Origin of the sequence: Dactylosporangium sp. NPDC005572 (genome assembly GCF_040605515.1) — a bacterium.
Lineage (GTDB): Bacteria > Actinomycetota > Actinomycetes > Mycobacteriales > Micromonosporaceae > Dactylosporangium.
In genome coordinates, this window is sequence record NZ_JBEXCY010000041.1 from 26,471 (window position 1) to 51,297 (window position 24,827).

Annotated in this window: 24 protein-coding genes; 18 read left to right on the top strand and 6 right to left on the bottom strand. The window is 73.5% G+C overall.

Annotation, left to right across the window (positions count from 1 at the left end; translation table 11 throughout):
- Window positions 1-198 precede the first annotated feature (198 nt).
- The 8 genes from ABZS66_RS21360 (at window position 199) to ABZS66_RS21395 (ending at window position 8,587) form a co-directional block, all read left to right on the top strand.
- Window positions 199-1,713: a CYTH and CHAD domain-containing protein gene (locus ABZS66_RS21360; RefSeq protein ID WP_354760167.1), complete on the top strand. Its 1,515-nt coding sequence runs from the start codon at window positions 199-201 to the stop codon at window positions 1,711-1,713.
- A gap of 105 nt (window positions 1,714-1,818) precedes the next feature.
- On the top strand, window positions 1,819-2,175 hold the full coding sequence (locus tag ABZS66_RS21365) for a hypothetical protein (protein WP_354760169.1): 357 nt from the start codon (window positions 1,819-1,821) through the stop codon (window positions 2,173-2,175).
- A 10-nt stretch (window positions 2,176-2,185) separates the two neighbouring features.
- A complete protein-coding gene (locus ABZS66_RS21370) occupies window positions 2,186-3,463 on the top strand; it encodes a YqgE/AlgH family protein (protein WP_354760171.1) in 1,278 nt (425 codons plus the stop codon).
- On the top strand, window positions 3,463-5,481 hold the full coding sequence (locus ABZS66_RS21375) for an SIR2 family protein (RefSeq protein WP_354760173.1): 2,019 nt from the start codon (window positions 3,463-3,465) through the stop codon (window positions 5,479-5,481). The genes ABZS66_RS21370 and ABZS66_RS21375 overlap by 1 nt, the downstream gene beginning before the upstream one ends.
- A gap of 53 nt (window positions 5,482-5,534) precedes the next feature.
- The gene (locus tag ABZS66_RS21380; RefSeq protein ID WP_354760175.1) at window positions 5,535-5,879 is read left to right on the top strand and encodes a hypothetical protein; all 345 of its coding nucleotides are present in this window, start codon (window positions 5,535-5,537) and stop codon (window positions 5,877-5,879) included.
- 75 nt (window positions 5,880-5,954) lie between these two features.
- Window positions 5,955-6,599 (top strand): hypothetical protein, encoded by a 645-nt coding sequence (locus ABZS66_RS21385; protein WP_354760177.1) that lies wholly within the window; start codon window positions 5,955-5,957, stop codon window positions 6,597-6,599.
- Window positions 6,599-7,177 carry an HD domain-containing protein gene (locus ABZS66_RS21390; RefSeq protein WP_354760179.1) on the top strand — a complete coding sequence of 193 codons (579 nt, stop codon included), beginning with the start codon at window positions 6,599-6,601 and terminating at the stop codon, window positions 7,175-7,177. Before ABZS66_RS21385 ends, ABZS66_RS21390 begins: the two co-directional genes overlap by 1 nt.
- A gap of 12 nt (window positions 7,178-7,189) precedes the next feature.
- The gene (locus ABZS66_RS21395) at window positions 7,190-8,587 is read left to right on the top strand and encodes an FAD-binding oxidoreductase (protein WP_354760181.1); all 1,398 of its coding nucleotides are present in this window, start codon (window positions 7,190-7,192) and stop codon (window positions 8,585-8,587) included.
- A 44-nt stretch (window positions 8,588-8,631) separates the two neighbouring features.
- Here the strand turns inward: ABZS66_RS21395 and ABZS66_RS21400 are convergent, their stop codons facing one another.
- Complete coding sequence (locus ABZS66_RS21400) at window positions 8,632-9,963, bottom strand: condensation domain-containing protein (protein ID WP_354760183.1); 1,332 nt, start codon at window positions 9,961-9,963, stop codon at window positions 8,632-8,634.
- Between the two features lie 993 nt (window positions 9,964-10,956).
- On the opposite strand from ABZS66_RS21400, the gene ABZS66_RS21405 reads away from it, so the two are divergent.
- Window positions 10,957-12,198: a condensation domain-containing protein gene (locus ABZS66_RS21405; protein ID WP_354760185.1), complete on the top strand. Its 1,242-nt coding sequence runs from the start codon at window positions 10,957-10,959 to the stop codon at window positions 12,196-12,198.
- A 62-nt stretch (window positions 12,199-12,260) separates the two neighbouring features.
- Here ABZS66_RS21405 and ABZS66_RS21410 read toward each other — a convergent pair whose 3' ends face one another.
- The 5 genes from ABZS66_RS21410 to ABZS66_RS21430 are packed head-to-tail and all read right to left on the bottom strand — an operon-like array spanning window position 12,261 to window position 16,345.
- On the bottom strand, window positions 12,261-13,220 hold the full coding sequence (locus ABZS66_RS21410) for an ATP-binding cassette domain-containing protein (RefSeq protein WP_354760187.1): 960 nt from the start codon (window positions 13,218-13,220) through the stop codon (window positions 12,261-12,263).
- A gap of 23 nt (window positions 13,221-13,243) precedes the next feature.
- Window positions 13,244-14,008: an ABC transporter permease gene (locus tag ABZS66_RS21415; RefSeq protein WP_354760189.1), complete on the bottom strand. Its 765-nt coding sequence runs from the start codon at window positions 14,006-14,008 to the stop codon at window positions 13,244-13,246.
- The gene (locus ABZS66_RS21420; protein WP_354760191.1) at window positions 14,005-15,171 is read right to left on the bottom strand and encodes a glycosyltransferase; all 1,167 of its coding nucleotides are present in this window, start codon (window positions 15,169-15,171) and stop codon (window positions 14,005-14,007) included. Before ABZS66_RS21420 ends, ABZS66_RS21415 begins: the two co-directional genes overlap by 4 nt.
- Window positions 15,168-15,437, bottom strand: a complete 270-nt coding sequence (locus ABZS66_RS21425) for a phosphopantetheine-binding protein (protein ID WP_354760193.1) — start codon at window positions 15,435-15,437, stop codon at window positions 15,168-15,170. The genes ABZS66_RS21420 and ABZS66_RS21425 overlap by 4 nt, the downstream gene beginning before the upstream one ends.
- Before the next feature lie 2 nt (window positions 15,438-15,439).
- Window positions 15,440-16,345 (bottom strand): methyltransferase domain-containing protein, encoded by a 906-nt coding sequence (locus ABZS66_RS21430; protein ID WP_354760195.1) that lies wholly within the window; start codon window positions 16,343-16,345, stop codon window positions 15,440-15,442.
- A gap of 597 nt (window positions 16,346-16,942) precedes the next feature.
- Between ABZS66_RS21430 and ABZS66_RS21435 the strand changes: the two genes are divergently transcribed.
- From ABZS66_RS21435 to ABZS66_RS21475, 9 genes are all read left to right on the top strand, one after another.
- On the top strand, window positions 16,943-18,445 hold the full coding sequence (locus ABZS66_RS21435; protein ID WP_354760197.1) for a class I adenylate-forming enzyme family protein: 1,503 nt from the start codon (window positions 16,943-16,945) through the stop codon (window positions 18,443-18,445).
- Complete coding sequence (locus ABZS66_RS21440; protein WP_190249864.1) at window positions 18,442-18,720, top strand: phosphopantetheine-binding protein; 279 nt, start codon at window positions 18,442-18,444, stop codon at window positions 18,718-18,720. Before ABZS66_RS21435 ends, ABZS66_RS21440 begins: the two co-directional genes overlap by 4 nt.
- A gap of 47 nt (window positions 18,721-18,767) precedes the next feature.
- Window positions 18,768-18,971, top strand: a complete 204-nt coding sequence (locus ABZS66_RS21445) for an acyl carrier protein (protein ID WP_354760245.1) — start codon at window positions 18,768-18,770, stop codon at window positions 18,969-18,971.
- Window positions 18,968-20,107 (top strand): beta-ketoacyl synthase N-terminal-like domain-containing protein, encoded by a 1,140-nt coding sequence (locus ABZS66_RS21450; protein ID WP_354760199.1) that lies wholly within the window; start codon window positions 18,968-18,970, stop codon window positions 20,105-20,107. The genes ABZS66_RS21445 and ABZS66_RS21450 overlap by 4 nt, the downstream gene beginning before the upstream one ends.
- A gap of 82 nt (window positions 20,108-20,189) precedes the next feature.
- A complete protein-coding gene (locus ABZS66_RS21455; protein WP_354760201.1) occupies window positions 20,190-20,711 on the top strand; it encodes a hypothetical protein in 522 nt (173 codons plus the stop codon).
- Window positions 20,708-21,973 (top strand): beta-ketoacyl-[acyl-carrier-protein] synthase family protein, encoded by a 1,266-nt coding sequence (locus ABZS66_RS21460; protein ID WP_354760203.1) that lies wholly within the window; start codon window positions 20,708-20,710, stop codon window positions 21,971-21,973. Before ABZS66_RS21455 ends, ABZS66_RS21460 begins: the two co-directional genes overlap by 4 nt.
- A 21-nt stretch (window positions 21,974-21,994) precedes the next feature.
- Window positions 21,995-23,086 (top strand): 4-hydroxyphenylpyruvate dioxygenase, encoded by a 1,092-nt coding sequence (hppD, locus tag ABZS66_RS21465; RefSeq protein ID WP_354760205.1) that lies wholly within the window; start codon window positions 21,995-21,997, stop codon window positions 23,084-23,086.
- On the top strand, window positions 23,083-23,997 hold the full coding sequence (locus ABZS66_RS21470; protein ID WP_354760207.1) for a phytanoyl-CoA dioxygenase family protein: 915 nt from the start codon (window positions 23,083-23,085) through the stop codon (window positions 23,995-23,997). The genes hppD and ABZS66_RS21470 overlap by 4 nt, the downstream gene beginning before the upstream one ends.
- A 19-nt stretch (window positions 23,998-24,016) precedes the next feature.
- Window positions 24,017-24,826, top strand: coding sequence for a DUF3050 domain-containing protein (locus ABZS66_RS21475; RefSeq protein ID WP_354760209.1), 810 nt, complete (start codon window positions 24,017-24,019; stop codon window positions 24,824-24,826).
- Window position 24,827: the final 1 nt, after the last annotated feature.

Sequence of the window (24,827 nt, forward strand, 5' to 3'; positions counted from 1 at the left end):
GGGCTGAGCACGGGGATGGGAGGCCGCCCCCGCACGGTGCGCGCGAGGGCGGACACATCGACCTACTTCTTCTTGTTCTTCTTCTTGCCCTTCTTGGACTTCTTCGCCATGGGAGCCTCCTTCCCCGCTTCACGGTAGCGATTTGTTTATCCGCCGTTCATGGTTTCGCCGGGCCTCGTTCACTGCAAAACTTGACCCATGGCCGGGAAACTGGAAGTGGAACGCAAGTACGAGGTACCCGCCGACTTCACCCTGCCGCCGCTCGCCGGGGTGGGCGGGGTCGCGTCGGTCGGCGACGCCGACGACCTGCGCCTCGACGCCACCTACTACGACACCCCGACGCTGCGGTTGGCCCGAGGACGGGTGACGCTGCGCCGGCGCACCGGCGGCCACGACGCCGGCTGGCACCTCAAGCGCCCCGCCGGCGGCGACCGCAGCGAGCTGCAGGTGCCCGCCACCAGCAGCCGGCAGACCAAACCCCCGGCGGCCGTCACCGCCCAGGTCCGCGCGCTGTCGCGCGGCGAGGCGCTGCAGCCCGTCGCCCGGATCCGCACGCACCGGATCGAGCGGGCGCTGCGGGCCGCCGACGGCAGCACCGTCGCGCTCGTCGCCGAGGACAGCGTGAACACCGAGTCGCTGCACGGCAGCCGGCCCGAGCGGCAGTGGCGGGAGCTGGAGATCGAGCTCGTCGACGGGTCCCGGTCGGCCCTCGACGACCTCGACGCCGCGCTGCGCGCCGCGGGCGCCCGGCCGGCGGCCAGCCCGTCCAAGCTGGCCCAGGCCCTCGGCGACGACTACCCGGCCGCCCCGCCGAGCCCGACGAAGCCCTCGCCCCTCGCCGTGTACGTGCGCGACCAGCGCGACGCGATCATCGAGCACGACCCCGGCGCGCGCGACGGCGAGGTCGAGTCGGTGCACAAGATGCGCGTCGCGACCCGGCGGCTGCGCTCCACGATCCGCTCGTTCGCCCCGCTGCTGCCGGCGGTCACCGACAGCGGGTGGGCGCTGGACCGGCTGCACGACGAGATCAAGTGGCTGACCGGCATTCTCGGCGAGGTCCGCGACGGCGACGTCATGGGCGAGCGGTTGACCACCGCGGTCGCCGCGGAGCCGCCGGAGCTGGTCCTCGGGCCGGTCGCGGCCCGCGTCGAACAGTTCCTCGCCGGGCGTACCGCGGCGGCCCGCGAGCGGCTCATCGCCGGGCTCGACAGCGAGCGGTACACCGGCCTGCTGGTGGAGCTGGACGCCTTCGTCGACGCCGCCGCGGGGCAGGTCGCCCGCAAGCAGCTCATGCGCCTGGCCCACCGGGCGCTGCGCCGTGCCGACCGCCGGCTGGCCGCCGCCGAGCACACCCCGCCGGACGCGCCGGCGCTGCCGGGCCACGCCACCCGCGACGAGCGGATGCACGAGGCGCGCAAGGCGTACAAGCGGGCGCGGTACGCGGCCGAGCTCGTCGCGCCCATCGCCGGCGCCAAGGCCACGAAGCTCGCCGACCGGCTCACCGACCTCCAGGACGTGCTCGGCGCCCACCAGGACTCGATCGTGACCGGCGAGCTGCTGCGCGAGCTGGCCGTGCAGGCCTACGCGGCCGGCGAGAACGCGTTCACGTACGGCCTGCTGCACGCCCGCCAGCACGAGCACGGCCTGCTCGTCCTGAACGACCTGCCGAAGGTCCGCCGCCGGGCGGCGAAGGCGGCCCGCAAGCTCTATTAGGCGTCGCGGGCGGGGTCCCGGACAACCTTCCGCGCACATGACAAGTGGTGCACGGGTTCGATACTGTTCGAAGTTCCTCGCCCCTTCGGACCCCGGGTTGACCCAGTGCAACTGCAGCTCCACCTCGAAGCATCCGGCGGCAGCCCCGCACCGGACATCGACACACTCCTCTCGCTGCAGCAGTGGCTGGTCGGCGAGCCGGGGCTCGTGCAGTCCGAGATAGGGCTGACGACCGAGGGCCGGCCGGGTGAGCTCGGCGCCGCGGTGGAGATCATCAGCCTGGTGCTCGGCACCGGCCTGTCGGTCGGGCAGCTGCTGCTGGCGATCTCGAACTGGCGCCGCGCCCGCCCGAAGGCACCGGCGGTCGTGCTCACCCGCACCGACCCCGACGGCGTCTCGGTGCGCATCGAGTCGTCCGACCCCGAGGCGGTCGCGGCCGCGGCCCGGGCGCTCGACGGCTGATGACGGATCCATGGCGGAAGTAGCCGATCCGCGGGCCTCGCGCGCCGTGCTGATCGGCGGCGCCCGCTACGGGGCGCTGCCCGAGGTGCCGGCCGTGACCCGCAACCTCGCCGGGCTGAGCGGGGTGCTCGCCGACGCCGACCTGTGGGGCCTGGCGCCCGAGCACTGCACGGTGCTCGCCGACCACGACGACCCGCGACTGGTCAGCCGGGAGCTGCGCCGGGCGGCCGACGAGGCCCAGCCGGAGGGCATGCTCGTCGTGTACTACGCCGGGCACGGCCTGGTCGACCCGGTCGACGGCAGCCTGGTGCTCGCGCTGCGGGACACGGATCCGGCGGTACCACATGAGGCCGGTCTGCCCTTCGAACACCTGCGGCGGGCGGTGGCCGGCAGCCGGGCCCGCCGGCGCCTGGTGATCCTGGACTGCTGCTACGCGGGCCGGGCGGCCGGGCACATGGCCGCCGGCGAGTCCGGCACCCAGGTCGTCGCCGACCAGGCCGGCACCGACGAGACCTGCCTGCTGGTCTCCGCGCCGCGCAACCGCACCGCCCAGGCCCCGCCCGGCGAGCCCTACACGGCGTTCACCGGCGAGCTGCTGCGGGTGCTGCGCGGCGGGCTGCCGGACCGGCCGGCCCTGCTCGACGTGCGCACCGTGTGGCGGGAGGTGACGGCGCGGCTGCGCGAGCGCGGGTTCGAGCTGCCCGAGCTGCGGGCCGGCAACGCCGGCGACGAGCTGGTGCTGGTGCGCAACGCGGCCCGCCACCACCGGGACCTGGTCGGCCGGATCGTGGTGGCGACCGCCGCCGTCGACGACCGCGACCTGCGCCAGGCGGTCGTGCTCATCCTGCGCCACGAGCGGGCCCGGGGCGCGGTCGGCGTGCGGATCAACGCGCCGACCAGCGCGCCGCTGCCGGCCGAGATCCAGAGCGGCTGGCGGCGGCTGCTCACCCCGCCCGCGGTGATCTTCGACGCCGGGCCGCTCAGCCGCGCCGAGGGGTTCATCGCGGTCGCCCGGCTGCGGCCCGACGTGGAGCCGCCGCTGCGGTACCGGATGGTCCGGGAACGGCTCGGGGTCGTCGCGCTGTCGGCCGAGCCGGAGCCGCTCACCCCGGTGATCGCCGGGCTGCGGTTGTTCTCCGGCTACCTCGGCTGGGGCCCTGAGCAGCTCGAGGCCGACATCGACGGCGGGCTGCTGCTGCTCAGCGACGCCGACGTGCGGGAGGTGCTGTCCAGCCGGCCCCGGGAGCTGTGGACCACCCTGCACGCACGCGCACGAGGGGACACCTGATGACGCTGCTCGACGAGATCGCCGGCGCGATCGGCCGCGGTGCGCAGATCACCCTGATCCTGGGCGCCGGGCTGACCCAGCCGGCGGTGCCCGGGCTCACCGGGATCGTCGAGCTCGCCGACCGGTACGCGGCCGGGCTCGGGGACGACGGGGAGCTCACCCAGGCGCTGCACCAGGCCCGGGAGGAGCTGGGGCCGCGGGCCGCGCCGATCGAGGTGTACCTCGCGTACCGGCGGGTCTTCACCGCCCGCCGCTCCCCCGGCGAGTTCGACGTGGTCGCCCAGCAGGCGGTCCTGGCCGGCTACCGGGCGCCGGACCTGGCCACCACGCCGCTGGCCACGCACGGCATCTGGCAGCGGGTCGACCTGCGCCTCGGCGAGCGGGTCGAGAACAGCCTCGACTGGTGGGAGCTGCCGCCGGGCGTGCGGGCGGTGGGTCGGCTGCTGGCCTGGCGCCCCGACGAGTTCGGCAACGGCGTCGTGCTCACCACCAACGTCGACCCGCTGGTCGAGGTCGCCGTCCGGCTCACCGGCCGCCAGGCGGTCAGCGTGCCGGTCGACGCGGCCGGCCGCCCCGACCGCCGACCGGAGGGCGACGGCACCGTCCAGGTCATCCACCTGCACGGGTTCTGGCGGCCGGTGAACGAGACCGACCGCTCGCCGCTGCTGCACGACCCGGCGCCGTCCGTCGAGTCCTTCGAGGCGTCCCGCGCGATCGCCGAGCTGATCACCGGCGACCGGGTCGTCGTGGTCGGGTACAGCGGCTGGGACGACGTCATCACCGGCGCGCTCCGGGCGGTCCGCGCGGTCCGGCCGGTCCGGGTGCTCTGGGCCCTGCAGGACGACGCTCCCCCGCCGGACCTGGCCGCGCGGGTCGGCGACCTGGTCACGTTCTACCCGGGCGTCGACGCCGACGAGCTGTTCACCGGCCTCGCCGACCGGCTCCAGGTGCCCGCGACCGTCCCGCGCCCCGATCCGCGCCGCCGGGTGCGGCACCTCGACTGGGAGCGGGAGCTCTTCTCGCAGCCCGGCAACGTCGTCCCCGACGGCGTGCTGCCGCTGCTGCGCCAGCTCGAGCGCCGGTACGGCTGGGGCGTCGACTGGGCCGGCGACCCGCAGCCCCCGCGCCTGCTGTTCTGGCCGGTCCGGCTGCGGGGCCGCGCGTCGCTCATCAACGCCGTCCAGGCCCTCGGCGCCGCCGCGCTCAGCGAGCGGGGCGTGCGGGTCGTAATCTGCCTCGACGACTTCGGCGTGACGGACCGCGCCGAGCTCGGCGCCGCCTTCGCGGACGACCTGCGCCGCTGGATGCGCCGCGTCGACCCGGCCGCCGGCCCGGCGGTCGTCTCGCTGCACGACTACATCGAGGACCCGCAGCGCGAGCCCAGCCTGCTCCGCCCGACCGACCCGTGGTCGGTGGCCCGGATCTTCTACGGCGAGCGCAACCCGTCGCTGTACAGCGTCCTCGCCGCGATCAAGGTCGTCCCGCACCTGGCCCTGCACGACCTGGAGCAGCACGCGGCCGCGATCGTGCAGACGCTGCTGAGCAAGGACGCGAACCGCCTGCTCACCCCGCTGACGACGTGGGCGTACCTCCACCACCTCCTGGAGACCGAGCCGGCCGCCGAGGTGATGGCGTACGCCGGGAGCGACGAGCGGCTGCTGTGGGAGCAGTTCCGGGAGCATTTCGGGCTGGGTGGCACATTGCTGTACAACCCGTACATCCGGCACCTCACCAACGAGTCCCGGATGGTGCGCTGGTCGACGCCGGCGGAGCTGCGGGAGTACCTGGCCTCGACCCGGGAGCTGCCCGGGTGGGGCGAGGAGGGCGGCTACGTGCACTGGCTGGTCCAGAACGCCTTCCTGCTGCCGCGCTACCTGACCCGCGCGGAGTTCCCGGAGCTCGGCGGCTACCGCCTGGACTCGTGGGTGGCCTTCGCGGCGGCCCTGGACAAGGGCGCCCCGGTGCTGGACCTGCTCGCGGAGGACGTCTCGGCCTTCTACCTCCCCGCACCCTCGTGACGCAGGTCGTCCGGCCCGTGCCAACCGGGCGTGCGGCAGGTAGCGTGATGAGCATGACGGTGCAGGCGTTACGGGCCGGCGGTGGGGTCGACCGCTGCCTGACGCTGCTGGGCGAGGAGCTGACCGCCTACATCGCGGGCGCGGCGAGCGTCGGCGAGTTCCAGCGGTGGCGGGCCGACCGCCGGCACCGCCGCGAGATCGAGGAGCGCCTGCGCGGCGCCGCCGACGTGGCCGAGACGTTCGCCCGGGCCAACCGGCTCGGCGCCGCCGCCGGCTGGCTGCGCGAGGTCGGCGCGGCCGGGGTGGCCGGCCGCTCCCCCGCCCGCCTGCTGCGCGAGGCGACGGGCGAGGCCGTCAAGCGCGTCGTCGACGCCGCCGAACGATTCACCCGGCGGTAACACCCGCCGCACCCCCGACCTGCTATGTATACGGGGTACGGGCGTGACACGCTGCTGGTATGCGGAGCGGCTCCCATGGCTGACCCTCTCCTCCTCGCGACCTCCCGCGACGACCTCGCGGGGGTGGTCGACCGGTTGCTCGCGACCGTGCGCGGCGGCAACTGGCCGCACGGTGCGCCGTACCGGCACGTGAACGGGTTCACGAAGATCGTCGCCGCGCTGTACGGCGACGGCTCCCGGCTGACGCTGCACTACTGGCCGGCCGCCCCCGGCGAGGCGCCCGACGTCTCCCGGCCGCACGACCACCGCTTCGCGTTCACCTCCGTGCTCCTCGGCGGGCGGCAGCACTTCGTCGAACTGGAGGAGCGCACCGCCGGCGGTGAGGCATGGACGCGGTTCACCTACCGGCCGTACCTCGGCGGCCGGGTCGCGCTCGTCGCGCGGACCGGCGACACGCTGCTGGTGCCGGTGCGGACCGTGGCGCGCCGGCCGCTCGCCGGGACGTACGCGACCACCTCCACGATCGTCCACCAGGCCGTGACCGAGCGGGACGCGCCCTGCGCGACGCTCGTGCTGCGCGGGCCGCGGGAGAAGACCCGGTCCCAGGTGTACTACCGGCCCGGCGAGCCGCCGCCGCACGGCGGGCTCCAGTTCGGCCGGCGGCTCGACCGGGCCGAGGTGCTCCGGCAGCTCGCCGACGTGGCGGCCATGGTGGGCTGATGCTGTCCGCCCGGTTCGAGCAGGCGCTGGCCTTCGCCGCCCGCCGGCACACCGGGCAGGTCCGCCACAACACGCACACGCCGTACGTCTCCCACCTCCTCGCGACCTGCGCGATCGTCCTCGAGGAGGGCGGCGACGAGACCACCGCGATCGGCGCGCTCCTGCACGACGTGCTGGAGGACCAGCCGACGTCGCGGGACGAGCTGCGGGAGGCGTTCGGCGACGACGTGTACCGCATCGTGCACGACTGCACCGACGCCGACGCCGACGAGCGGACCCGGCTGACCTGGTGGGAGCGCAAGCGGGCGCACCTGGGGCGGATGGGCGGGGCGCCGGACGCGTCGCTGCTCGTGATCGCGGCCGACAAGGTGTGCAGCCTGCAGTCCCTTGTGGACGACCTGCACCGGTTCGGCCCGGCGCTGTTCGCGACCAGCGCCCGCACCGCCGACGAACTGCTGTGGAACTACCGCGAGGTGCTCGGCCTGCTCGCCACCCGGCTCGGCGACCGGCCGGTGGTGGCCCGCCTGCGCCGCCTGGTCGCCGAGTTCACGGAGCTTGCCGTACCCCAGCCGCGGTGACAAGATTCGCGGGTGCGTCTCGACCTCTCCGGATTCGCGTCCTTCCGCGGCTCGCTGATCACCCCATACGACCCCGGCTACGAGGGCGCCCGGGTGCTGTTCAACACCCGCGTGCGCACCCGCCCGGCGCTGCTTGCCCGGTGCGCGGACGCGGACGACGTGGCGGCGGCGATCCGCTTCGCCCGCGAGCACGAGCTGCCGCTGTCGGTGCGCGGCGGCGGGCACCACGCGAGCGGACTGTCCCTTGTGGAGAACGGGGTGGTCGTCGACGTCGGCGGGATGCGGTCGATCGACTTCGACCCGGCCGCGCGCACGGTCACCGTCGGCCCCGGCGTGGGCTGGCGGGACATCGACCGGGTGACGTACGTCGAGCACTCCTTCACCGGCCCCGACGGCCTGGAGTACGGGCTGGCCGGCCCGGGCGGCGAGTGCCCGACGGTGAGCAACGCCGGCTACAGCCTGGGCGGCGGCTACGGCCCGCTCGGGCGCACGTACGGGCTCGGCTGCGACCACCTGGTCGAGGTGTCCATGGTGGACGCCGACGGCCGGCTGCTGCGCGCGTCGGAGACCGAGCACGCCGACCTGTTCTGGGCGCTGCGCGGCGCCGGCGGGGCCGGGTTCGGCGTCGTCACCTCGCTGACCTACCGGCTCAACCCGCTGCCGAAGACCGTCGTGGGCGGGATCGCGGCCTGGCCGCTGGACCGCGCGCTCGACGTCCTGCGCGCGTACCGCGACCTCTACCACGACCGCGCCGACGAGCGCCTGGCGCTGTGCCTGCTGCTCACCACCGAGCCCTACCCGGAGGGCGAGCCGGTCGTCGCGCTCTACGGCATGTACGTCGGCCCGCCGGAGGAGGCGGAGGAGGCGCTCGCCCCGATCCGCGCGCTCGGCGAGCCGATGTTCACGTCGTTCGGCGAGGTGTCGTACTTCGACCTCATGCAGGGCATGGGCGAGGAGATCGTCTACGGCCTCCAGTCGAAGTGGCTCGGCGGGTACTTCGCGCCCGGCGGCTTCGACGAGCCGGCGTTCGCGAAGCTGGTCGACCACTTCCGGCGCAGCCCGTCGGGCTTCTCGATGGTGCGCTTCGACCTGCTCGCGGGCGGCGCGATCGCCCGGGTGCCGGCGGACGCGACGGCGTTCGCGCACCGCGACAGCCTGCACTACGTCTCGGTCATCGCGCAGTGGCAGGGCGACGAGGAGACCGACCTCAACGTCAGCTGGGTCGACGACTTCGCCGAGGACCTGCGCCCGCACCTGACCGGCGAGGTCTACCAGAACTACGCCGACCGCGACCTGACCGGCTGGGAGACCGCCTACCACGGCGCGAACTACCCCCGCCTCCAGCAGGTCAAGGCGGCCTACGACCCGCGGGACGTCTTCCACACCCCGCAGTCGATCCGCCTGCCGTAGGCCTTCGCCGGCGTCGGCCGCCTCCACGGCGTTCGACGATGCCGTCACGTGGTGGCGGCGGGGAAGGCCGCGGCGACGACGATCTCCTCCATCGCGCGCAGGCAGCCGGCCATGTCGTCGGGCGACAGGCGGTGGGTGTCGGCGCGGATGGTGAGGTCGATCGTGTCCGGCACCGGGTTCACGAGCAGGAAGCAGGTGGTGTCGGGGCTGTCGGAGCGGCGGCCCCAGCGCAGCCGGCCGCGGTCGAGCGCGCGGGTGACGTCGTCGGGCGTCACCGTCATGCCGTCCGGGAACGTTGCGAACGACCGGCGGCGGTCGCTGAAGTACGAACTCACGTCGATCGCGGCGCCGCGCTCGGTGCCGACCCGGTCGATCATCGCCCACAGCTCGCGGGGGTCGTAGTACGCGTGCAGGCCGGCGGACAGCTGGCTCTGGAACGCCGTGGCGACGACCTCGTCGAACGTCTCCCCGCTGGTGTCGATGACGCACAGCGCGCTCTGCGCGACGGGGGCGACCGTCTCGCGGAAGCCGGGCCGGAAGCGGTTGCTCACCAGCGTCCGCAGCACGGTGCGTGAATCGCCCGAGATCCGGGCGAGCGCGACCGCGTAGGCGGCGAGCAGCACCGTTCCACTGTGGACCTTCGTGCCGGCGGCGACCTCGTGCAGGGCGAGGTACGTCGCCGGTGAGTCGTAGCTGACGTCCCACCACCGCGGCTCGGCGGGCGCGGCCACCGGCGGGAAGCGCTCCGGCGGGATGGTGCGCAGGTGCTGCTCCCAGTGCCGCAGCGAGGCCGCCTGCTGCCGCCGGGCGGTCGCCCCCCGCTGCCGGCGCGCCTGCTCGAACGGCGGGACGCCCGGCACCTCGTCGGGGGGATCGGTCAGGTCGGCGGTCAGGGCCTCGATGCCGTAGCCGTCGAGGACCAGGTGCGTGTAGAGCGCGACGAACCAGGACGCCACCCCGTCCCGGCAGATCACCGCCCAGCGCACCGACCAGTCCTCGGCGGGGTCGAAGGGGGCGGTCTCCAGGCGCTCGCGGACCGCCTCGGCGACGGTCTCCGGGTCGCGGTCGCCGGCCTCGACGACCTCGAGGCAGACCTCGCCCCCGTCCGCGAGGGACTGGCGCGGCTCGCCGTCGGCGTCCGGCACGAAGCGGGTCCGCAGCGACTGGTGCCGGCTCATGACCCGGGCGAGCAGCGCGGCCAGCTCGTCCACGGTCTGCCCGTCGCGCAGCGGCATGGTGCCGCCGGCCCAGTCGGCCTCGCCGTTGATGCGCATGGATCCCCAGGCGGCCCGCTGGCCCCAGGTCAGTTCCTCGACGCCCGCGCCGTCGCCGGCGAACCGGACCGCGATGCGCTGCGCCGTTGCAGTGTCCAGCATGTGACCTCGTGTTCGGCCTCGTGTTCGGGAAGCGCTCGGGTTCGTGACGTGTTCGGTGGCGGCCGGCAGAGGTGTCCCTGGCCGGCCGCCGTTCGGTGATCCGGCTCAGAGCCGGGCGTTGCGCAAAGCGGCGTTCCGCAGAGCAGCGTTCTTCATGTCGCACCTCCCTCGCGTCGGGTCACCGGCAGGGTCCAGGAAAGGGTGGATCGACCGTTGTCATGGCGTTGAATCGTTTGGAGACTGACGGTCGTGGTGTCCTCCACCCGTCACGCGGCGACCTACCCGATCCGGCGGGCGCAGTCGCGGCGTTAGGACTCCGCGGCGAGCCTAACCACAGGAACCGCTCTGCCGAAAGGTCTTCGCATTGATCACTTCAAATCAGTAGATTCTTCGGTCCAATTCGGCGACGGTTTGCCCGATTTCTCGCGAACGCACTGAAACGCATTGAAAGCTGTCGTCGAGTTTGCTGAGTGGTTGACAGCCCGAACGGTGCGGGTGATGCTTTTGGCGGCCATTGATCGAAGTCGTTGCCAATGGCCTGTTGCCGCCTGCGGTGCGCCATTCATAACGCGCCGCGGATGGATTGGTTGATATGAGGAGGTGAACATGTCGAACGCCGCTTTGCGCGTGGTCTCCGGCCGCGTGGTCTCCGGCCGCGTCGTCTCCGGGCGCGTGGTGTCCGGGCGGGTCGTCTCGGGCCGTCGGGTCGTCTCGGGCTGAACCTCGTAGTCACCGCGGCCGACGCCGGCCGCACGCTGTATCGCCGCGGCCGGGCGCCGGCCGCACGGGTCACGGACCGCGCTCCCGCGGACCGTGGCGCTGATCACCGCGGCCGGGCTCCGGCCGCACCTTCCGCGCTGTGATCTCCCTCGGCTCGCAGCGCGGGTCACCCCCGTAGCCGGACGCATCCCCGTGCGTTCCGGGTGCGGGAGCGCGGGCGGCCGGGCGACAACCGCCGGCCGCCCGCGATCCGTTCCGTCCCTGGAGGCTGCCGTGCACGAGACGTATCCGGCCACCGTCGGCCAGCTGTCGGTGTGGCGCGACATCGAGAAGATGCCGCCGGAGCGGCGCTGGGAGGCGAACCTGGTGTTCGTCTGGGACCTGCCCGCCGGGGCGTGGACCGAGGACGGGATCTGGGACGCCCTCGGGCGGCTGGGGATGCGGCACGGGTCGCTGCGCACCACGTATGACATCGACGCCGGCGGACTGCCCCGCCAGCGCCTCGCCGCCGGCACCGCCGCCGAGGTGCGCGACGCCGTCCGCCAGGGCACGGCCGACGTCAGCCAGCGGGAGGCGATGGAGACGGCCGAGCTGCAGCGGACCGTCGACGCCACCGCCGAGCTGCCCTGGCGCACCTGGATCCTCACCGAGGCCGGCGCGCCGCGGCAGGTGCTCGTCGTGGTCAACCACATGGCCGCCGACGGCGCGGCGATGCTGCTCATGCGGGACGACTTCGAGCGGCTGCTGCGGGGCGAGACCCTGCCGCCAGCGCGCGGCCCCCTCGAGATGGCCCTCGACCAGCAGGGTGCGGGGTCGGGCCGGCTGCGGACTGCCGAGCGGTACTGGCGGCGCACGCTCGACGCCGCGCCGCGCCTGGCCCCGGGCACACCGCAGGGCCCGCCACTGGGCGCGACGCTGCACACCGGCATCCCGATGCCGCTCACCCACGAGGGCGCCGCGAAGCACGAGGTCAGCGCGGCCAGCCTGATCCTCGCGGCCTACTACACGGCCCTGCGCGAGGTCACCGGCAAGCAGGCCCAGCTGCTGTACCCGATGTCGTCGAACCGCTACGACGATGAGCACGCCGCGGTCGTCACCAGCCTCAACCAGTGGACGCCGCTGCTGCTGGACCTGGACGAGCCGTTCGGCGACCTGCTCACGAAGGTGCACTGGAAGAGCTTCAACGCCCTGAAGCACGGCGTGTGCTCGCCGGACGCGATCCTGACGACCCGCTCGGAGCACGAGCAGGCCGGCGGCGACCCGGGCTACTACTACAACCCGATCCTGGCCCCGCCCGGCTTCCCGTCGGACGACACCGTGGCGGCGCCGGCACTGGAGCACTACGAGCCGGCCCGCTCGACGGGCCCGGGCTTCTACGTCATCGCCCGCGGCCTGACCAGCCTGGACCTCATCGTGCGCGTCCACCGCCCGGGCTGGACCGCGCAGTCCCTGGACCATCTCCTGGTGCGGATGCAGTCGACGCTGGCCGAGTCCTTCGGCGGCCACCCCCTCTGACGCACCGATCTCCGCGCGCTTGTGGGCGCGGCGCGAGACGCGCCGCGCCCTTGGTGCATGCGTCAGGACTCGCGCAGCGAGCGGCCCGTCTTGGTCAGGAAGACGTCGTCCAGGGTCGGGCGGTGCAGCTCGATCGTCGACAGCGTGATCCCCGCGCCCTCCAGGGTGCGCATGATCTGCGGGATCGCGGTGTCGCCCGCGTCGACGGTGAGCCACAGCTCGCCGTCCTCGCGCTGCTCCAGACCGCGGGCGAAGGGCTGGTCCCGCAGCGTCTCGGCGGCCTTGTCGGCCAGCTCCGGCGGTACGCCCACCGTCACCACGTCGCCCGAGATCTCGCGCTTCAGGGCGTCGGGCGTGCCCTCCGCGACGATCTCGCCGTGGTCGATGATCGCGATGCGGTCGCAGAGCGCGTCGGCCTCGTCGAGGTAGTGCGTGGTGATGAACACCGTCATGCCCTCGGCGCGCAGGCGGCGGATCTCGTCCCACATGTGCGCGCGGCTCTGCGGGTCGAGGCCCGTCGTGGGCTCGTCCAGGAACAGGACCTGCGGCTTGTGGATGATGCCGAGCGCGATGTCGACCCGGCGGCGCTGGCCGCCGGAGTACGTCTTGCACTTGCGGTCGGCGTACTCGGTCAGGTCGAACGCGGCGAGCGCCTCGTCGGCCCGCTGGGTCGCCTCCGCCTTGCCGAGGCCGTACATGCGGGCCTGGAGGATCAGCTCCTCGCGGGCGGTGACATCGTCCGAGGTACCGCCGCCCTGCGCGACGAAGCCGATGCTGCGCCGGACGGCGGCCTGGTCGTTGCGCAGGTCGTTGCCGGCGATGGTGGCCTCGCCGTCATCGGGCGGGATCAGCGTCGCCAGCATGCGCAGCGTCGTGGTCTTGCCGGCGCCGTTCGGGCCGAGGAAGCCGAAGATCTCGCCCTCGGCGACGTCGAGGTCGATGCCCTTGACCGCGTCGACGCTGACCGTCTGCCGCTTGTGCCGCGTCTTGTAGGACTTCTTCAGCCCCTTGGTCTTGATCATGGGATCTCCTAGCGAACCGGCAACTATCGAACCGAACGAGCGAACAGGCGGGCCGACCACGCGACCGCCACGACCACGAGCCCGCCGCAGATGACGAGGCTCTTCCAGACGCTGGCGTCGCCCGGGTCGCCGGCGTAGAGCGCGCGCATGCCGGTGACGGCCCAGTTGAACGGGTTCCAGTCGGCGATCGTGCGCAGCCAGAGCGGCGCCAGGGCGAGCGGCAGCAGGGTGCCGGACAGCAGCATGAGCGGCTGGGCGACGTTGTTGATGACCTGCCCGAGGACGTTCGGGTTGTTCACCTTGATCGCGATCCCGTACGAGATCGACGCGGCGGCCAGGCTGATCAGGGCGAGGATCGCGTAGCCGAGCAGGATGTTGCCGATGTTGGTGATCAGGCCGAACGGCAGCGACAGCACGGTGATGAGGATCGACTGCACGATCACCGTGACGACGTCGCGCAGCGAGCGGCCGAGCAGCAGCGCGACCCGGCTCACCGTGGTCACCCGGGACCGCTCGATGACGCCGTTGGCGAGGTCGCCGAGCAGGCCGAAGCCGACGTACAGGCCGCCGCCGATGGCCAGCGCGACCAGCATGCCCGGCACGTACACCCGGTAGGCGTCGATCATCGAGTCGGCGCCGAGCGTGGCGAGCGCCGGCTTGAGCAGCGGCGCGAAGAGGATCAGGTACACCACCGGCTGCGCGATGCCCAGGAACACCCACAGCGGCGAGCGGATCATCAGCAGCATGTGTCGTTGGAAGATCAGCCAGGTGTCGCGCAGTACTTTCACGGTGTCTCGCAATCGTTGAGTTGTGCCAGTCGCTCGAGGTGGTCGGCGGCCGCCTCCGCTCCGCCGCCGGCCGTGAGCTCGGCGCCCAGCTCGCGGGCGGCGTCCGCGTAGGACGGCGCGGCGAGCAGGTCGAGCAGGGCGGCGCGGAGCCGCTCGGGTGGGGTGTGGTCGAAGGAGACCCGCAGCCCGGCGCCGGCGGCCGCGACGGCCGCGGCGTTGAGCGCCTGGTCGCCCTTGATCGGCGCGACGAGCAGCGGCACGCCGTGGACCAGCGCCTCCGAGACGGTGTTGAGCCCGCCGTGGGAGACGACGGCGTCGAGGTGGGGCAGCAGGTCGAGGACCGGCACCCGGCGGCGGACGAGGACGTGCGCGGGTGCCTCGGTGATCGTGCCCTCGGCCGCGACGACCACCGCTTGGAGCCGGTCGCCGAGCGGCTCCAGCGCGGCGAGCATCCGCTGGTAGAAGTCCTTGGCAAGGTCCAGCCCGAGGGTTCCGACGGTGACCAGCACGTGGCGGCGGGTCGGGTCGAACCAGTCGGACGGGAAGTCCGGGTCCGGGGCGCGGGCGGCCAGCGCCGGACCGACGAGGACCGCGCCCGGGGGAAGATCGTGACCGGCCAGGGCACCGGCGCTGAAGGCGATCACACCGTACGGCGAGAAGCGCAGGTCGTGCGGCGGATCGCCGGGCTGCCCGGCGGCGGTCCAGGCGGCGCCCATCCGGCCGACGATCCAGGCCTCGACGCCCGGCAGTGAGCGCCGGAAGGGCCGGCTCAGCTCCATCGTCGTCGGGGCGACGCTCGCCCAGCGCAGCCCGCGGGCGGTGGCCACGATCGCGCCGGCGATCGCGTGCTGGTCGACGACCACCAGGTCCGGCGCGAACGCGTCGGCGGCCGCATCGATGCCTTTGCGGGTGCTCTTGGCGTGCGGCAGGATGTAGCCGTCCCAGCGGGAGCGGGTGGCGTCGAGGCCGCGCTCGGCGATGCCGCGGTGGGCCCGCAGCGGGATGCCGTGGATCTGCGCGTCGTCGCCGACGAGCGGCCGCAGGAACGACTCGGAGCCGGCCCACAGCACGTCGTGGCCCCGGCCGGTGAGCGCCCGCGCGACGGCCGCCATCGGGTTGACGTGGCCCGTGAGCGGCAGCGAGACGAACAGGAACCTCGTCATGCCCGGGCCGTCACGTAGTCGGCGACGTCGGCCAGCGTGAGCGTGAGCAGCGCGTCGAAGTCGAGGCCGGCGACGTGGCCGGCCAGGTCCACGGCGGGGCCGAACCGGGCCGCGAGCGCCTCGCTCAGCGCGACCAGCTCGACGCTGTCGAGGAACAGGTCGCCGTCGAGGCGGGTGGCCGGGCCGAGGCCGGCCAGCCACTCCGCGTCCTCGCCGGTGACCTCGCGCAGCAGCTCGGCGACCGCCCGCTGCGCCGCGGTCTCCATGATCAATCCCCAACCGGTTTGGTGGCCCGGACGGCGCCGTAGGTCATCGCGCCGGTCTCGAAGCCCTTGAGCATGAGCGGGCCGGCGTAGAAGAACCCGAGGACGTCGACGCCCCGGTCGCGGGCCAGGTCACGCATCATCGAGCGGCCGTTGTCGAGCTCGCGGACCTGCGCGAACGTCGGCTCCCAGGAGTTGGCGACGTTGGCGCTCCAGTCGGCGGACGCCACGGCGGTGAAGCCGGCCGCGGCGGCCAGCCGCTCGTGCTCCTCGAGGGACGAGAAGCTCGGCATCACCTGGTGGCGCAGGATCTGGTCGACGACCCGGTACTCCTCGGGGGTCAGCTCGCCGTCGCGGACCGACCAGGTCGCGATCGCGAGCACCCCGCCCGGGCGCAGCAGCCGCATCGCCTCGGCGAAGAAGGCCACCCGGTCGGCGATGTGCATGAGGCTCTCGACCGCCCAGAGCGCGTCGAACGACGCGTCGGGGTAGCCGTTGTCGGAGAAGTCGCGCTGGTGGAAATGGGCCCGGCCGGCCAGCCCGGCGGCGGCCGCCTTCTCGTTGGCCCGGGCGGCCTGGGCCGCGCTCAGGGTGACCCCCTCGACCGAGCAGCCGAGGGTGCCGGCGAGGTACAGCGCGGGGCCGCCGATGCCGCAGCCGACGTCGAGCACGTGCCCGCCGTGCGGCACCCCGGCGAACGTCACCAGCTCGCGGACCAGCCGGTCGGTGGCGGCGTGCCGCTCCTCGTCGCTGCCCGGGCGCTCGCCGGCGTCCCAGAAGCCGTGGTGGACGTGTTCGCCCCAGAGGTCCTCGTAGAGGTCGAGGGTGGTGTCGTAGTACCGCTCGACGGCCGCGTTCAGGCCCGGCCCGGTCGGCGCCGACGGGTATGCAGAAGTGCTATTCGCTTTCACAGGCGCAAATCTCCGAATGGGATCACCGGCTTGGGAACGTGCCCACAATGGGTGGCGCGAGCCCGGCCATTGTATGGGCGCTGCGCCAACGGTTGTCAATGCAGTGCACGGCGGGTGCACAAAGGTTCGCCATCTCACAGGCATACCTGCGGCAGCGGTATATGCATCGCCGGACCTGTGGGCACGCGTTCGCAATCGCATTTGCAAACCGTTGAGAATCCCCTGCCCCGATAGGCCCGCTCCTGCGGCGAATGTCCGGATCCCAGGGAATGCTCGGATGTCCCCCGAACCGCCGCTGAACTCGGTCGTTGGCAAAACGTCAGTCGTATCGATCCAAACGATTGGATGCGGGAGTTCGCGGGACACATCGGACATCCGGATCAACGCTCGGGTTGCACAGGCTTGTAAAACCTCTTTGATTGCGTAAGGTCTATGGCTAGTCGAGGTGCCTATTTCCTGCTCTTTGTGCTTGTGAGCGTTTGGACGCCCTCGACCTTCGCAGCGTGTTCATCGGGGGTTGTGCGCACGCTGATCGGCGGCCAACGCGGGCCGGCGGTCAGCCGCTCAACCCTGCGCGGATTCGGAAAGGGGTTTGCGGTGACCGACGAGGCGCTCGACCCCCGGTGGGTCGACGAGGTCCTGCTGGCCGGCCCGGACGAGCAGGTGGCCCTGGTGCTCGTGGCCCCGGTCACCCGGGCCGAGCTGCGCCGCCTGGTCTCGGCGAAGCAGGCGGTGCTGTCCAGCGCCGGGCTCGGCGCCGGCGGCTCGGTGGCGCTGTGCCTCGCGCCGTCGCTCGCCTTCGTGGCCAACCTGCTCGCCTCCTGGCGGCTCGGCGCGCGGGCGGCCCTGCTCGACCACCGGCTCACCCCGTTCGAGGTCGACAACGCCCTGCAGCGCCTCGCGCCGCAGGTGGTCGTCACCGCCGGGCACGCCTCCGGCGGGCCGCTGCGCGGGTTCCAGGAGATCGAGGAGCGGGTCGCCACCTACCCCGGCCGCCCGGCCGACACCCCGCACGCGCTGATCCAGCTCAGCTCCGGCTCGACCGGGCCGTCGAAGGTCATCGCCCGCACCGCCGCGAGCCTCGTGGAGGAGCTGGAGCGGTACACGGCGATCGGCGCCGGCGTGCCCCGGGCCGGCGAGCGCATCGTCTCGCTCGCGTCGATGGTGCACGTGCTCGGGCTCGTCGGCGGCCTGCTGTACGGACTCCACATCGGCGCCCAGGTGGTGATCCCGGCGCGGATGACCGCCGACGGCATCCTGGCCACCGTCGCCGCGGGGCCGGAGCCGACCACCCTGCTCGGCGTCCCCTTCCACATCGAGCTGCTCTCGTCGGTGCAGGCCCCGCCGCCCCTGCCGCAGCTGACCGGCATGACGACCGGCGGCGAGCTGGTGCGCCCCGAGGTGTACGCCGGCTTCGTCGACCGCTACGGCGTGCGCCTCGGCAACATGTACGGCATGACCGAGGTCGGGGTCATCGCGACCGACCTCTTCGGCGAGCACCGCCCCTTCCTCACCCCGGCCCCCGGGCTGCGCGTGCGCGAGGAGGGCGGCGAGCTGCTGGTGTCGCTGGCCGCCTCGCCGTACCTCGGCCTGGTCGACCCGGCCCGGTGGTCCGGCGGCTGGCTGCGCACCAAGGACGCCGGCGTCGCCGACCCGGCGACGGGCCGCTTCCGGATCCAGGGCCGCCGCGACTCGCAGGTCTCCGTCGGCGGCCTGAAGGTGGACCTCACCGAGGTCGAGCACACGCTCGCCGCGCTGCCCGGCGTCACCGCCGCGGTCGTCACCTACGACAAGGCGATCGAGGCCTACGTGACGCTGCAGGACGGCGCCTCGGCGGCCGGCGTGCAGGCGCAGCTCGCCGAGCGGCTGGCCGGCTTCAAGCGCCCCCGGGTCCTCAAGGTCGTCGAGCAGCTGCCGCGGACCGCCACCGGCAAGCTCGTACGCGACCGCGCGCTGCTGGTCGCCGCGGCCGACCCGGCGCCCGCGCACCCGGCGCCCGCCGTGCCCGCGCAGCGGGCCGCAACAGACGTGACCGACGGCCATCAAGGCGCTGCCGTACCGGCAACAGCATCCGTCCAGGAAGGAAGCACCACGCGATGAACGACGCCACCGCAGCCGAGATCCGGCAGTTCCTGCTCGACTCGCTGACCGAGATGAACTACAGCACCGACGACATCGACGACGACACCGCGCTCGGCCCGGCCGGCGCCGACCTGGAGTCGCTGTCGCTCGCCGAGCTGGCGGTGCGGGTCGAGGACCGCTTCGGCGTCCGGTTCGACGACGACGAGGCCGAGAAGCTGGCCGGCATGACCGTCGGCGAGTTCATCGCCGCCGTCGCCGAGCGCCGGGCCGCCGCCGCCACGGCGGGCAGCTGAGCGCCGCCGTGGCACCCGATGCACCGGGCCGTGACGAGGTCCTCGCCATGCTCGCCACCTACGGCGACCGGCGCGTCGAGGACGTCGCGGAGGGGATCGACTCGCTCGAGCTGGCCTGGCTCGTCCACCAGCTCGAGCAGCACTACGGCACGCCGCTGGACCTGTCCGACGAGGAGCTCGCCCGGATGACCACGGTGAGCGGCGCCGTCGAGGTCCTGGCGGGCCTGAGGACCGGGACGAGCCCGCGATGACCGCGCGGCGGGGAACCGAGGACGTCGTGCTCACCGGCGCCGCGGCACTGAGCGCGTTCGGCCGGGGCATGACCGCCCTCGCGGCCGGGCTCGACGCCGGGAGGCCCGCGTTCGGGCCGGTCGAGCGCTTCGACGTGAGCGGCCGGCGGGTCGGGGTGGCCGCGGCCACGCCCGGCGCGCCGGTCCTCGCCGCCGAGCTCGCCGACCTGCTCGACGAGGCGTGCGACGAGGCGAAGCTGAGCACCGCCCAACGCGCCGCCGCCCCGCTGTTCCTCGCCACCCACGGCGACCCGGAGCTGGCCCGCGTGCCGGTGGCCGACCGCCTGCGGCACGGCAGCACCGCGTTCGCCGTGGCCCTCGCGGTCGCGGCCGGGCTCGGCGGTGCCGTGCGCGCCTACACCACCGCCTGCGTCGCGGCGAGCACCGCGATCGCCGACGCCGCCGCCCTCGTCGCCCGCGGCGAGGTGGACCGGATCGTCGTCGCCGGCGCCTACCTCGTCGAGCCGGACCAGTTCGCGCTGTTCGACGCCGGCCGCGCGCTGGCGGTCGACGGGCAGGTGCGGCCGTTCTCCGCCGGCCGGCGCGGGCTGCTGCTCGGCGACGGCGGCGGCGCGTTCGTCGTCGAGTCGGCGGCGGCCGCCCGCGAGCGGGGCGCGCCGGTGCTCGCCCGGCTGGCCGGCTGGGGCCGGGCCGGCGACGCGTACCACCCGTGCCAGCCGCACCCGGAGGGCCGCGGGATGGCCCGCGCGATCGCCGCCGCGCTGGAGCGGGCCGGCGTCGCGCCCGAGGCGGTCGGCTACGTCAACGCCCACGGCTCGGGCACCCCGCAGAGCGACACCGCCGAGGCGGCCGCGCTCTACGCGGTGTTCGGCGGCCACGCGGCCGAGGTGCCGGTGTCGTCGACGAAGGCGCTGCACGGCCAGGCCCTGGAGGCGTCCGGCGTGCTGGAGCTCGCGGTGACCGTGCACGCGCTGAGCACCGGCCGGCTGCCGGTGAACGCCGGCTACACCGGACCCGACGACGGCTGCCGGCTGAACCTCGTCCTCGAACCCCGGACCGGCGATCCGGGCTACGCGCTGACCCTCAACGCCGCGTTCGGCGGCGCCAACACCGCACTCCTGGTCGGTGCTGCATGAGCGGTTCCGGAGCGAAGCGGAGGAGGCCGCTCATCATGAGCGCAGCGTGGAGTTCGTGCGCCCGCAGCGGAGCGGAGGGCGCATGAACCGACGTCTCGTGGAGGGAGCCCAGCGCGCCGGCCTCGCGGTCGCCGCCTCCGCCGCCTGGCCCGAGCCGGGCGACGGCCCGCCGCCGGCCCTGGCCGGGTTCGTCCACTCGGCGTTCAACCCGCTCGTCGCGGCGGTCTCCGGCCGCTGCATCGAGCGCCACCGGGAGAGCGCTCCCACACGGACCGCGACCACCGCCGTCGTCCTCGTGAGCGCCGTCGGCGACGCGGCCAGCGCCGCGCACGTCGCCGGCGCCGTCGACCACGGCGGCCGGGTCGGGCCGCTGTTCTTCTTCCAGTCCGTGCCGAACGCGGTCGCCGGCCACGTCGCCGCGCGCTGGTCGCTGACCGGACCGGTGGTCTGCGTCGGCGACACCGCCGCGGGGCTCGACGTGGCGCGGCTGCTGCTCGCCGACGGCGACGCGGACGAGGCCCTGCTGGTCGAGCTGCGGCACGACACGGCCGGCCGCGAGACCGCCACCGCGGTCGTGGTGGCAGAGCAAGGAGGATTGGCATGACCAACCGCAGCGCCGCGGTCACCGGCATCGGGCTGGTGACGTCCGTCGGCGAGACCGCCGCCGCGGTCTTCGACGCGATGTGCGAGGGCCGCTCCGGCCTGGTCCGGCCGCCGGAGGGGCACCCCCTGGCCGGGTCGGCGGACGTCGCCGCGCTCGCCCCGCCGATCGACCCGGTGAGCGTCCTGCCGGCGCCGGAGACTCGCGTCGTCGACCGGTACATCATCATGGCCCTCCGCGCGGCCGAGCTGGCGCTCGCCGACGCCGGGATCGTGGCCGGCCGGGACGTCGACCCCTACCGCGTCGCGGTCATCCTGTCCGGGACCGGCGGCCTGGCGACCCTCGACGCGCAGGCGGTGCTGCGCGCGGAGAAGGGCCGCCTCGGGGTCAGCCCGTACCTGCTGCCGGGCATGCTGCCGAACATGGGCGCCGCCCGGGTGGCCATGAAGTACGGCTTCCAGGGGTACAGCAGCTCGATCGGGACCGCCTGCGCGGCCGGCGCCCAGTCGATCGGCGAGGGCCTGCGGCTGCTGCGCGCCGGCGAGGCCGACGTCGTCGTCTGCGGCTGCAGCGAGGCGCCGCTGTTCCCGACGCTCGCCGAGACGTTCGGCAACGCCCGCGCGCTCGCCCGCGGCTGGGCCGACCCGACCGAGGCGAGCCGCCCGTTCGACCGCCGCCGCAACGGCCTCGTCCTCGGCGAGGGCGCGGGCGTGTTCGTGCTGGAGCGCGCCGAGCACGCCGAGGCGCGCCGCGCCGCCCGCTACGCCGACCTGCTCGGCTGGGGTGCCACCAACGACGCCCACCACCCGACGACGCCCCGCCCCGACGGCTCGGCGGCCGCGGCCTGCATGGTCCGCGCCGTCGCCGACGCCGGCCTGGAGCCGGGCGACATCGGCTACGTGAACGCGCACGGCACCAGCACCAAGCTCGGCGACGTGGCCGAGGCCACGGCGATCCGCACGGTGTTCGGTGCCGCCACCCCGCCGGTCAGCTCGACCAAGGGCGTCACCGGGCACATGCTCGGCGCGTCCGGGGTGGTCGAGGCGGCGGTCGCGGTGCAGGCGCTGCGCCGCGGGCTGCTGCCGCCGACGCACAACCTCGACGAGCCCGACCCGGCCTGCGACGTCGACCACCTGACCGAACCCCGTCCGGCGAAGGTGCGCCACGTCCTGTCCAACTCGTTCGGGTTCGGCGGGCACAACGTCAGCCTCGTCTTCGGGCCACCCACGTCCGCCTTGTCGAAGGACGTGACCAAGGCCGGATAGGCCGCGAAAGGGAAGCAGGCAATGGAGATCCTCGGCACCGACCACATCGAGATGTACGTCGGCGACGCGTGGCAGGCCGCCGGCCAGCTGTGCGCGACGTACGGCTTCCACGTCATCGGGCAGGGTGGCCCGGAGACCGGCCTGGCCGGGCAGCGCAGCGTGCTGCTGGGCCAGCGTGACATCCGGATCCTGCTCACCTCCGGGCTGAGCAGCGGGCACCGGGCGAGCCGGTACGTCGCCCAGCACGGCGAGGGCGTGGCGATCGTCGCGTTCGGGTGCGCCGACGCCGGTGCGGCGTTCGAGGAGGCGGTCGCCCGGGGCGCGACGGCGGTGCAGGAGCCGCGGCGGTACGAGCGGGCCGGCGAGACGGTCGTCACCGCGGAGGTGTCGGGCTTCGGCGACGTGACGCACCGGCTGGTCCAGCGGTCCGGTGACGCCTTCCTGCCGGGCGCGCTCGACGAGGTGGCGATGGCGGAGCCGGACGCGGAGGATCTGCTGCACACCATCGACCACGCCGCGATCTGCCTGCCGGCCGGCGAGCTCGACGCGACGGTGCGCTACTACGAGCACGTGTTCGGCTTCGGCATGATCTTCCAGGAGTACATCGAGGTCGGCGAGCAGGGCATGCAGTCGAAGGTGGTGCAGAGCCCGTCGGGCGGCGTCACGTTCACGCTGATCCAGCCGGACATCAGCCGCCGCGCCGGGCAGATCGACGACTTCCTCGCCTGGCACGAGGGCGCCGGCGTGCAGCACATCGCGTTCAGCACCGACGACATCGTGCGGGCCGTGCGCACGCTCGGCGACCGGGGCGTGGAGTTCGCCCAGACCCCCGGCAGCTACTACGACATGCTCGACGCCCGGCTCGGCGCGGTGGACGTGCCGGTGGAGCGGCTGCGCCCGCTGGGCATCCTGGTCGACCGCGACCACTGGGGCCAGATGTACCAGATCTTCGCGAAGTCGACCCACATCCGGCGCACGTACTTCAACGAGCTCATCGACCGCCACGGGGCCCGCACGTTCGGCACCAGCAACATCCCGGCGCTCTACGCGGCGAAGGAACGCGAACTCGCGGCGATCCGCGAGACCACCATGTCTGAAGGGACGGCATCGTGACCACCTCGGTGTCCAACGCATTCGCGCTGTCGGAGGAGGAGCAGGCGCTGCTGCCGACCGACGACGAGGTCGAGGCGTACGCGCGGCAGGGCTGGTACCTGACCCGCAAGCTGCTCACCGACGCGGAGGTCGACGAGCTGACCGCGGCGAGCGAGCGCTTCTACGCCGGCGAGCGCTCCCGCACGCTGCCGGTCCGCCCGCCCCGGCTGGCCTACTGGGAGCCGGAGAAGGGCGCCGTCCAGCGGCACAACGACTACATCCACTACGAGAGCGACGCCGTCGCCCGGATCCTGCGCAAGCCGCTCATCGGCGCGGTCGCCGCCCGGCTGGCCAAGGCGGACGAGATCCGGATCTGGCAGTCGACGCTCATCTACAAGCCGCCGATCTCCGGCGAGCCGTCGAACGTGGTGCCGTGGCACTTCGACCGCCACTACTGGCAGGCCTGCACGTCGGAGGAGATGCTCACCGCGTTCATCCCGTTCCACGACTGTGGTGTCGAGATGGGCACGATCACGATGGTCGACGGCAGCCACCGCTGGGAGGAGATCGGCGCCGACGACACCACGACGCGCCACTTCGCCGAGCGCGACAACAACGACCTCGACCGGATGCTCGCCGACAACGCGGCGCACAACCACGTCGAGGTACGCAAGATCCCGATGGTCATCCCGAAGGGGCACATGAGCTTCCACCACTGCCGGACCTACCACGGCAGCGGCGCGAACGTGAGCTCCGACCCCCGCCGGGCCATCTCCTTCCACCTGCAGCCGGGCGACAACGAGCACCGCTCGTTCCGGCTGTCCACCGGGGACGCCGTCGCCTACAACCACGACGTCCTGGTCCGCCGGACGGCCGACGACCGGCCGGACTATGCCGATCCCGAGTTCTGCCCCGTCCTGTGGCGGAACTAGCACACCTGATGGAGGTACCGTGTCCCGCTACGACTGGGGTCAGCGCCACCCGGGCATCGACCGGCTGGAGGAGCTGATCGCCGACGCCCGCAACGAGGTCGTCGGCCACCCGATCTACGCCCGCCTCGACAGCCTGCCGGCCATCCGCACGTTCCTGGAGCACCACGTCTTCGCCGTGTGGGACTTCATGTCGCTGCTCAAGTCGCTGCAGCGCAACCTCACCTGCGTCGAGGTCCCGTGGATCCCGACCGGCCCGACGGGCAGCCGCCGGCTCATCAACGACATCGTGCTGGTCGAGGAGAGCGACGAGCTGCGCGGCGGCTTCATCAGCCATTTCGAGTTGTACCTCGAGGGCATGACCGAGGCCGGCGCCGACCGCACGGTCGTCGACGCGTTCATCGGGCTGCTGCGCGACCGCAACCCGGTGCCGGCGGCGATGGCCGAGGCCGGCGTGCCCGAGGCCGCCGCCGAGTTCGTCCGGCTCACCTGGCACCTCATCGAGAGCGCGCCGATCCACTGCCAGGCCGCCGCGTTCGCGTTCGGCCGCGAGGACCTGATCCCGGACATGTTCCAGCAGGTCATCAAGGTCAACGAGCAGGTCGGCAGCCTGACCACGTTCGTCGACTACCTGGCCCGGCACATCGAGGTCGACGGCGAGGAGCACACGCCGATGGCCATGCAGATGGTCACCGACCTGTGCGGCGACGACGAGGCCAAGTGGAACGAGTGCGCCGAGACGATCAACCTCGCCCTGGCCGCCCGCGCGAAGCTGTGGAGCGGCATCCTGGCCGAGATCGACGCCGCAGTACCGGCCGTACAGGGAGCCTGAC

Bases quoted from the DNA above. Each gene is read 5' to 3' on its own strand.
- ABZS66_RS21360 (WP_354760167.1), top strand. From the start codon at position 199: ATGGCCGGGAAACTGGAAGTGGAACGCAAGTACGAGGTACCCGCCGAC.
- ABZS66_RS21370 (WP_354760171.1), top strand. From the start codon at position 2,186: ATGGCGGAAGTAGCCGATCCGCGGGCCTCGCGCGCCGTGCTGATCGGC.
- ABZS66_RS21375 (WP_354760173.1), top strand. From the start codon at position 3,463: ATGACGCTGCTCGACGAGATCGCCGGCGCGATCGGCCGCGGTGCGCAG.
- ABZS66_RS21380 (WP_354760175.1), top strand. From the start codon at position 5,535: ATGACGGTGCAGGCGTTACGGGCCGGCGGTGGGGTCGACCGCTGCCTG.
- ABZS66_RS21385 (WP_354760177.1), top strand. From the start codon at position 5,955: ATGGCTGACCCTCTCCTCCTCGCGACCTCCCGCGACGACCTCGCGGGG.
- ABZS66_RS21390 (WP_354760179.1), top strand. From the start codon at position 6,599: ATGCTGTCCGCCCGGTTCGAGCAGGCGCTGGCCTTCGCCGCCCGCCGG.
- ABZS66_RS21400 (WP_354760183.1), bottom strand. From the start codon at position 9,963: ATGCTGGACACTGCAACGGCGCAGCGCATCGCGGTCCGGTTCGCCGGC.
- ABZS66_RS21410 (WP_354760187.1), bottom strand. From the start codon at position 13,220: ATGATCAAGACCAAGGGGCTGAAGAAGTCCTACAAGACGCGGCACAAG.
- ABZS66_RS21420 (WP_354760191.1), bottom strand. From the start codon at position 15,171: ATGACGAGGTTCCTGTTCGTCTCGCTGCCGCTCACGGGCCACGTCAAC.
- ABZS66_RS21425 (WP_354760193.1), bottom strand. From the start codon at position 15,437: ATGGAGACCGCGGCGCAGCGGGCGGTCGCCGAGCTGCTGCGCGAGGTC.
- ABZS66_RS21440 (WP_190249864.1), top strand. From the start codon at position 18,442: ATGAACGACGCCACCGCAGCCGAGATCCGGCAGTTCCTGCTCGACTCG.
- ABZS66_RS21445 (WP_354760245.1), top strand. From the start codon at position 18,768: ATGCTCGCCACCTACGGCGACCGGCGCGTCGAGGACGTCGCGGAGGGG.
- ABZS66_RS21450 (WP_354760199.1), top strand. From the start codon at position 18,968: ATGACCGCGCGGCGGGGAACCGAGGACGTCGTGCTCACCGGCGCCGCG.
- ABZS66_RS21455 (WP_354760201.1), top strand. From the start codon at position 20,190: ATGAACCGACGTCTCGTGGAGGGAGCCCAGCGCGCCGGCCTCGCGGTC.
- ABZS66_RS21460 (WP_354760203.1), top strand. From the start codon at position 20,708: ATGACCAACCGCAGCGCCGCGGTCACCGGCATCGGGCTGGTGACGTCC.
- hppD (WP_354760205.1), top strand. From the start codon at position 21,995: ATGGAGATCCTCGGCACCGACCACATCGAGATGTACGTCGGCGACGCG.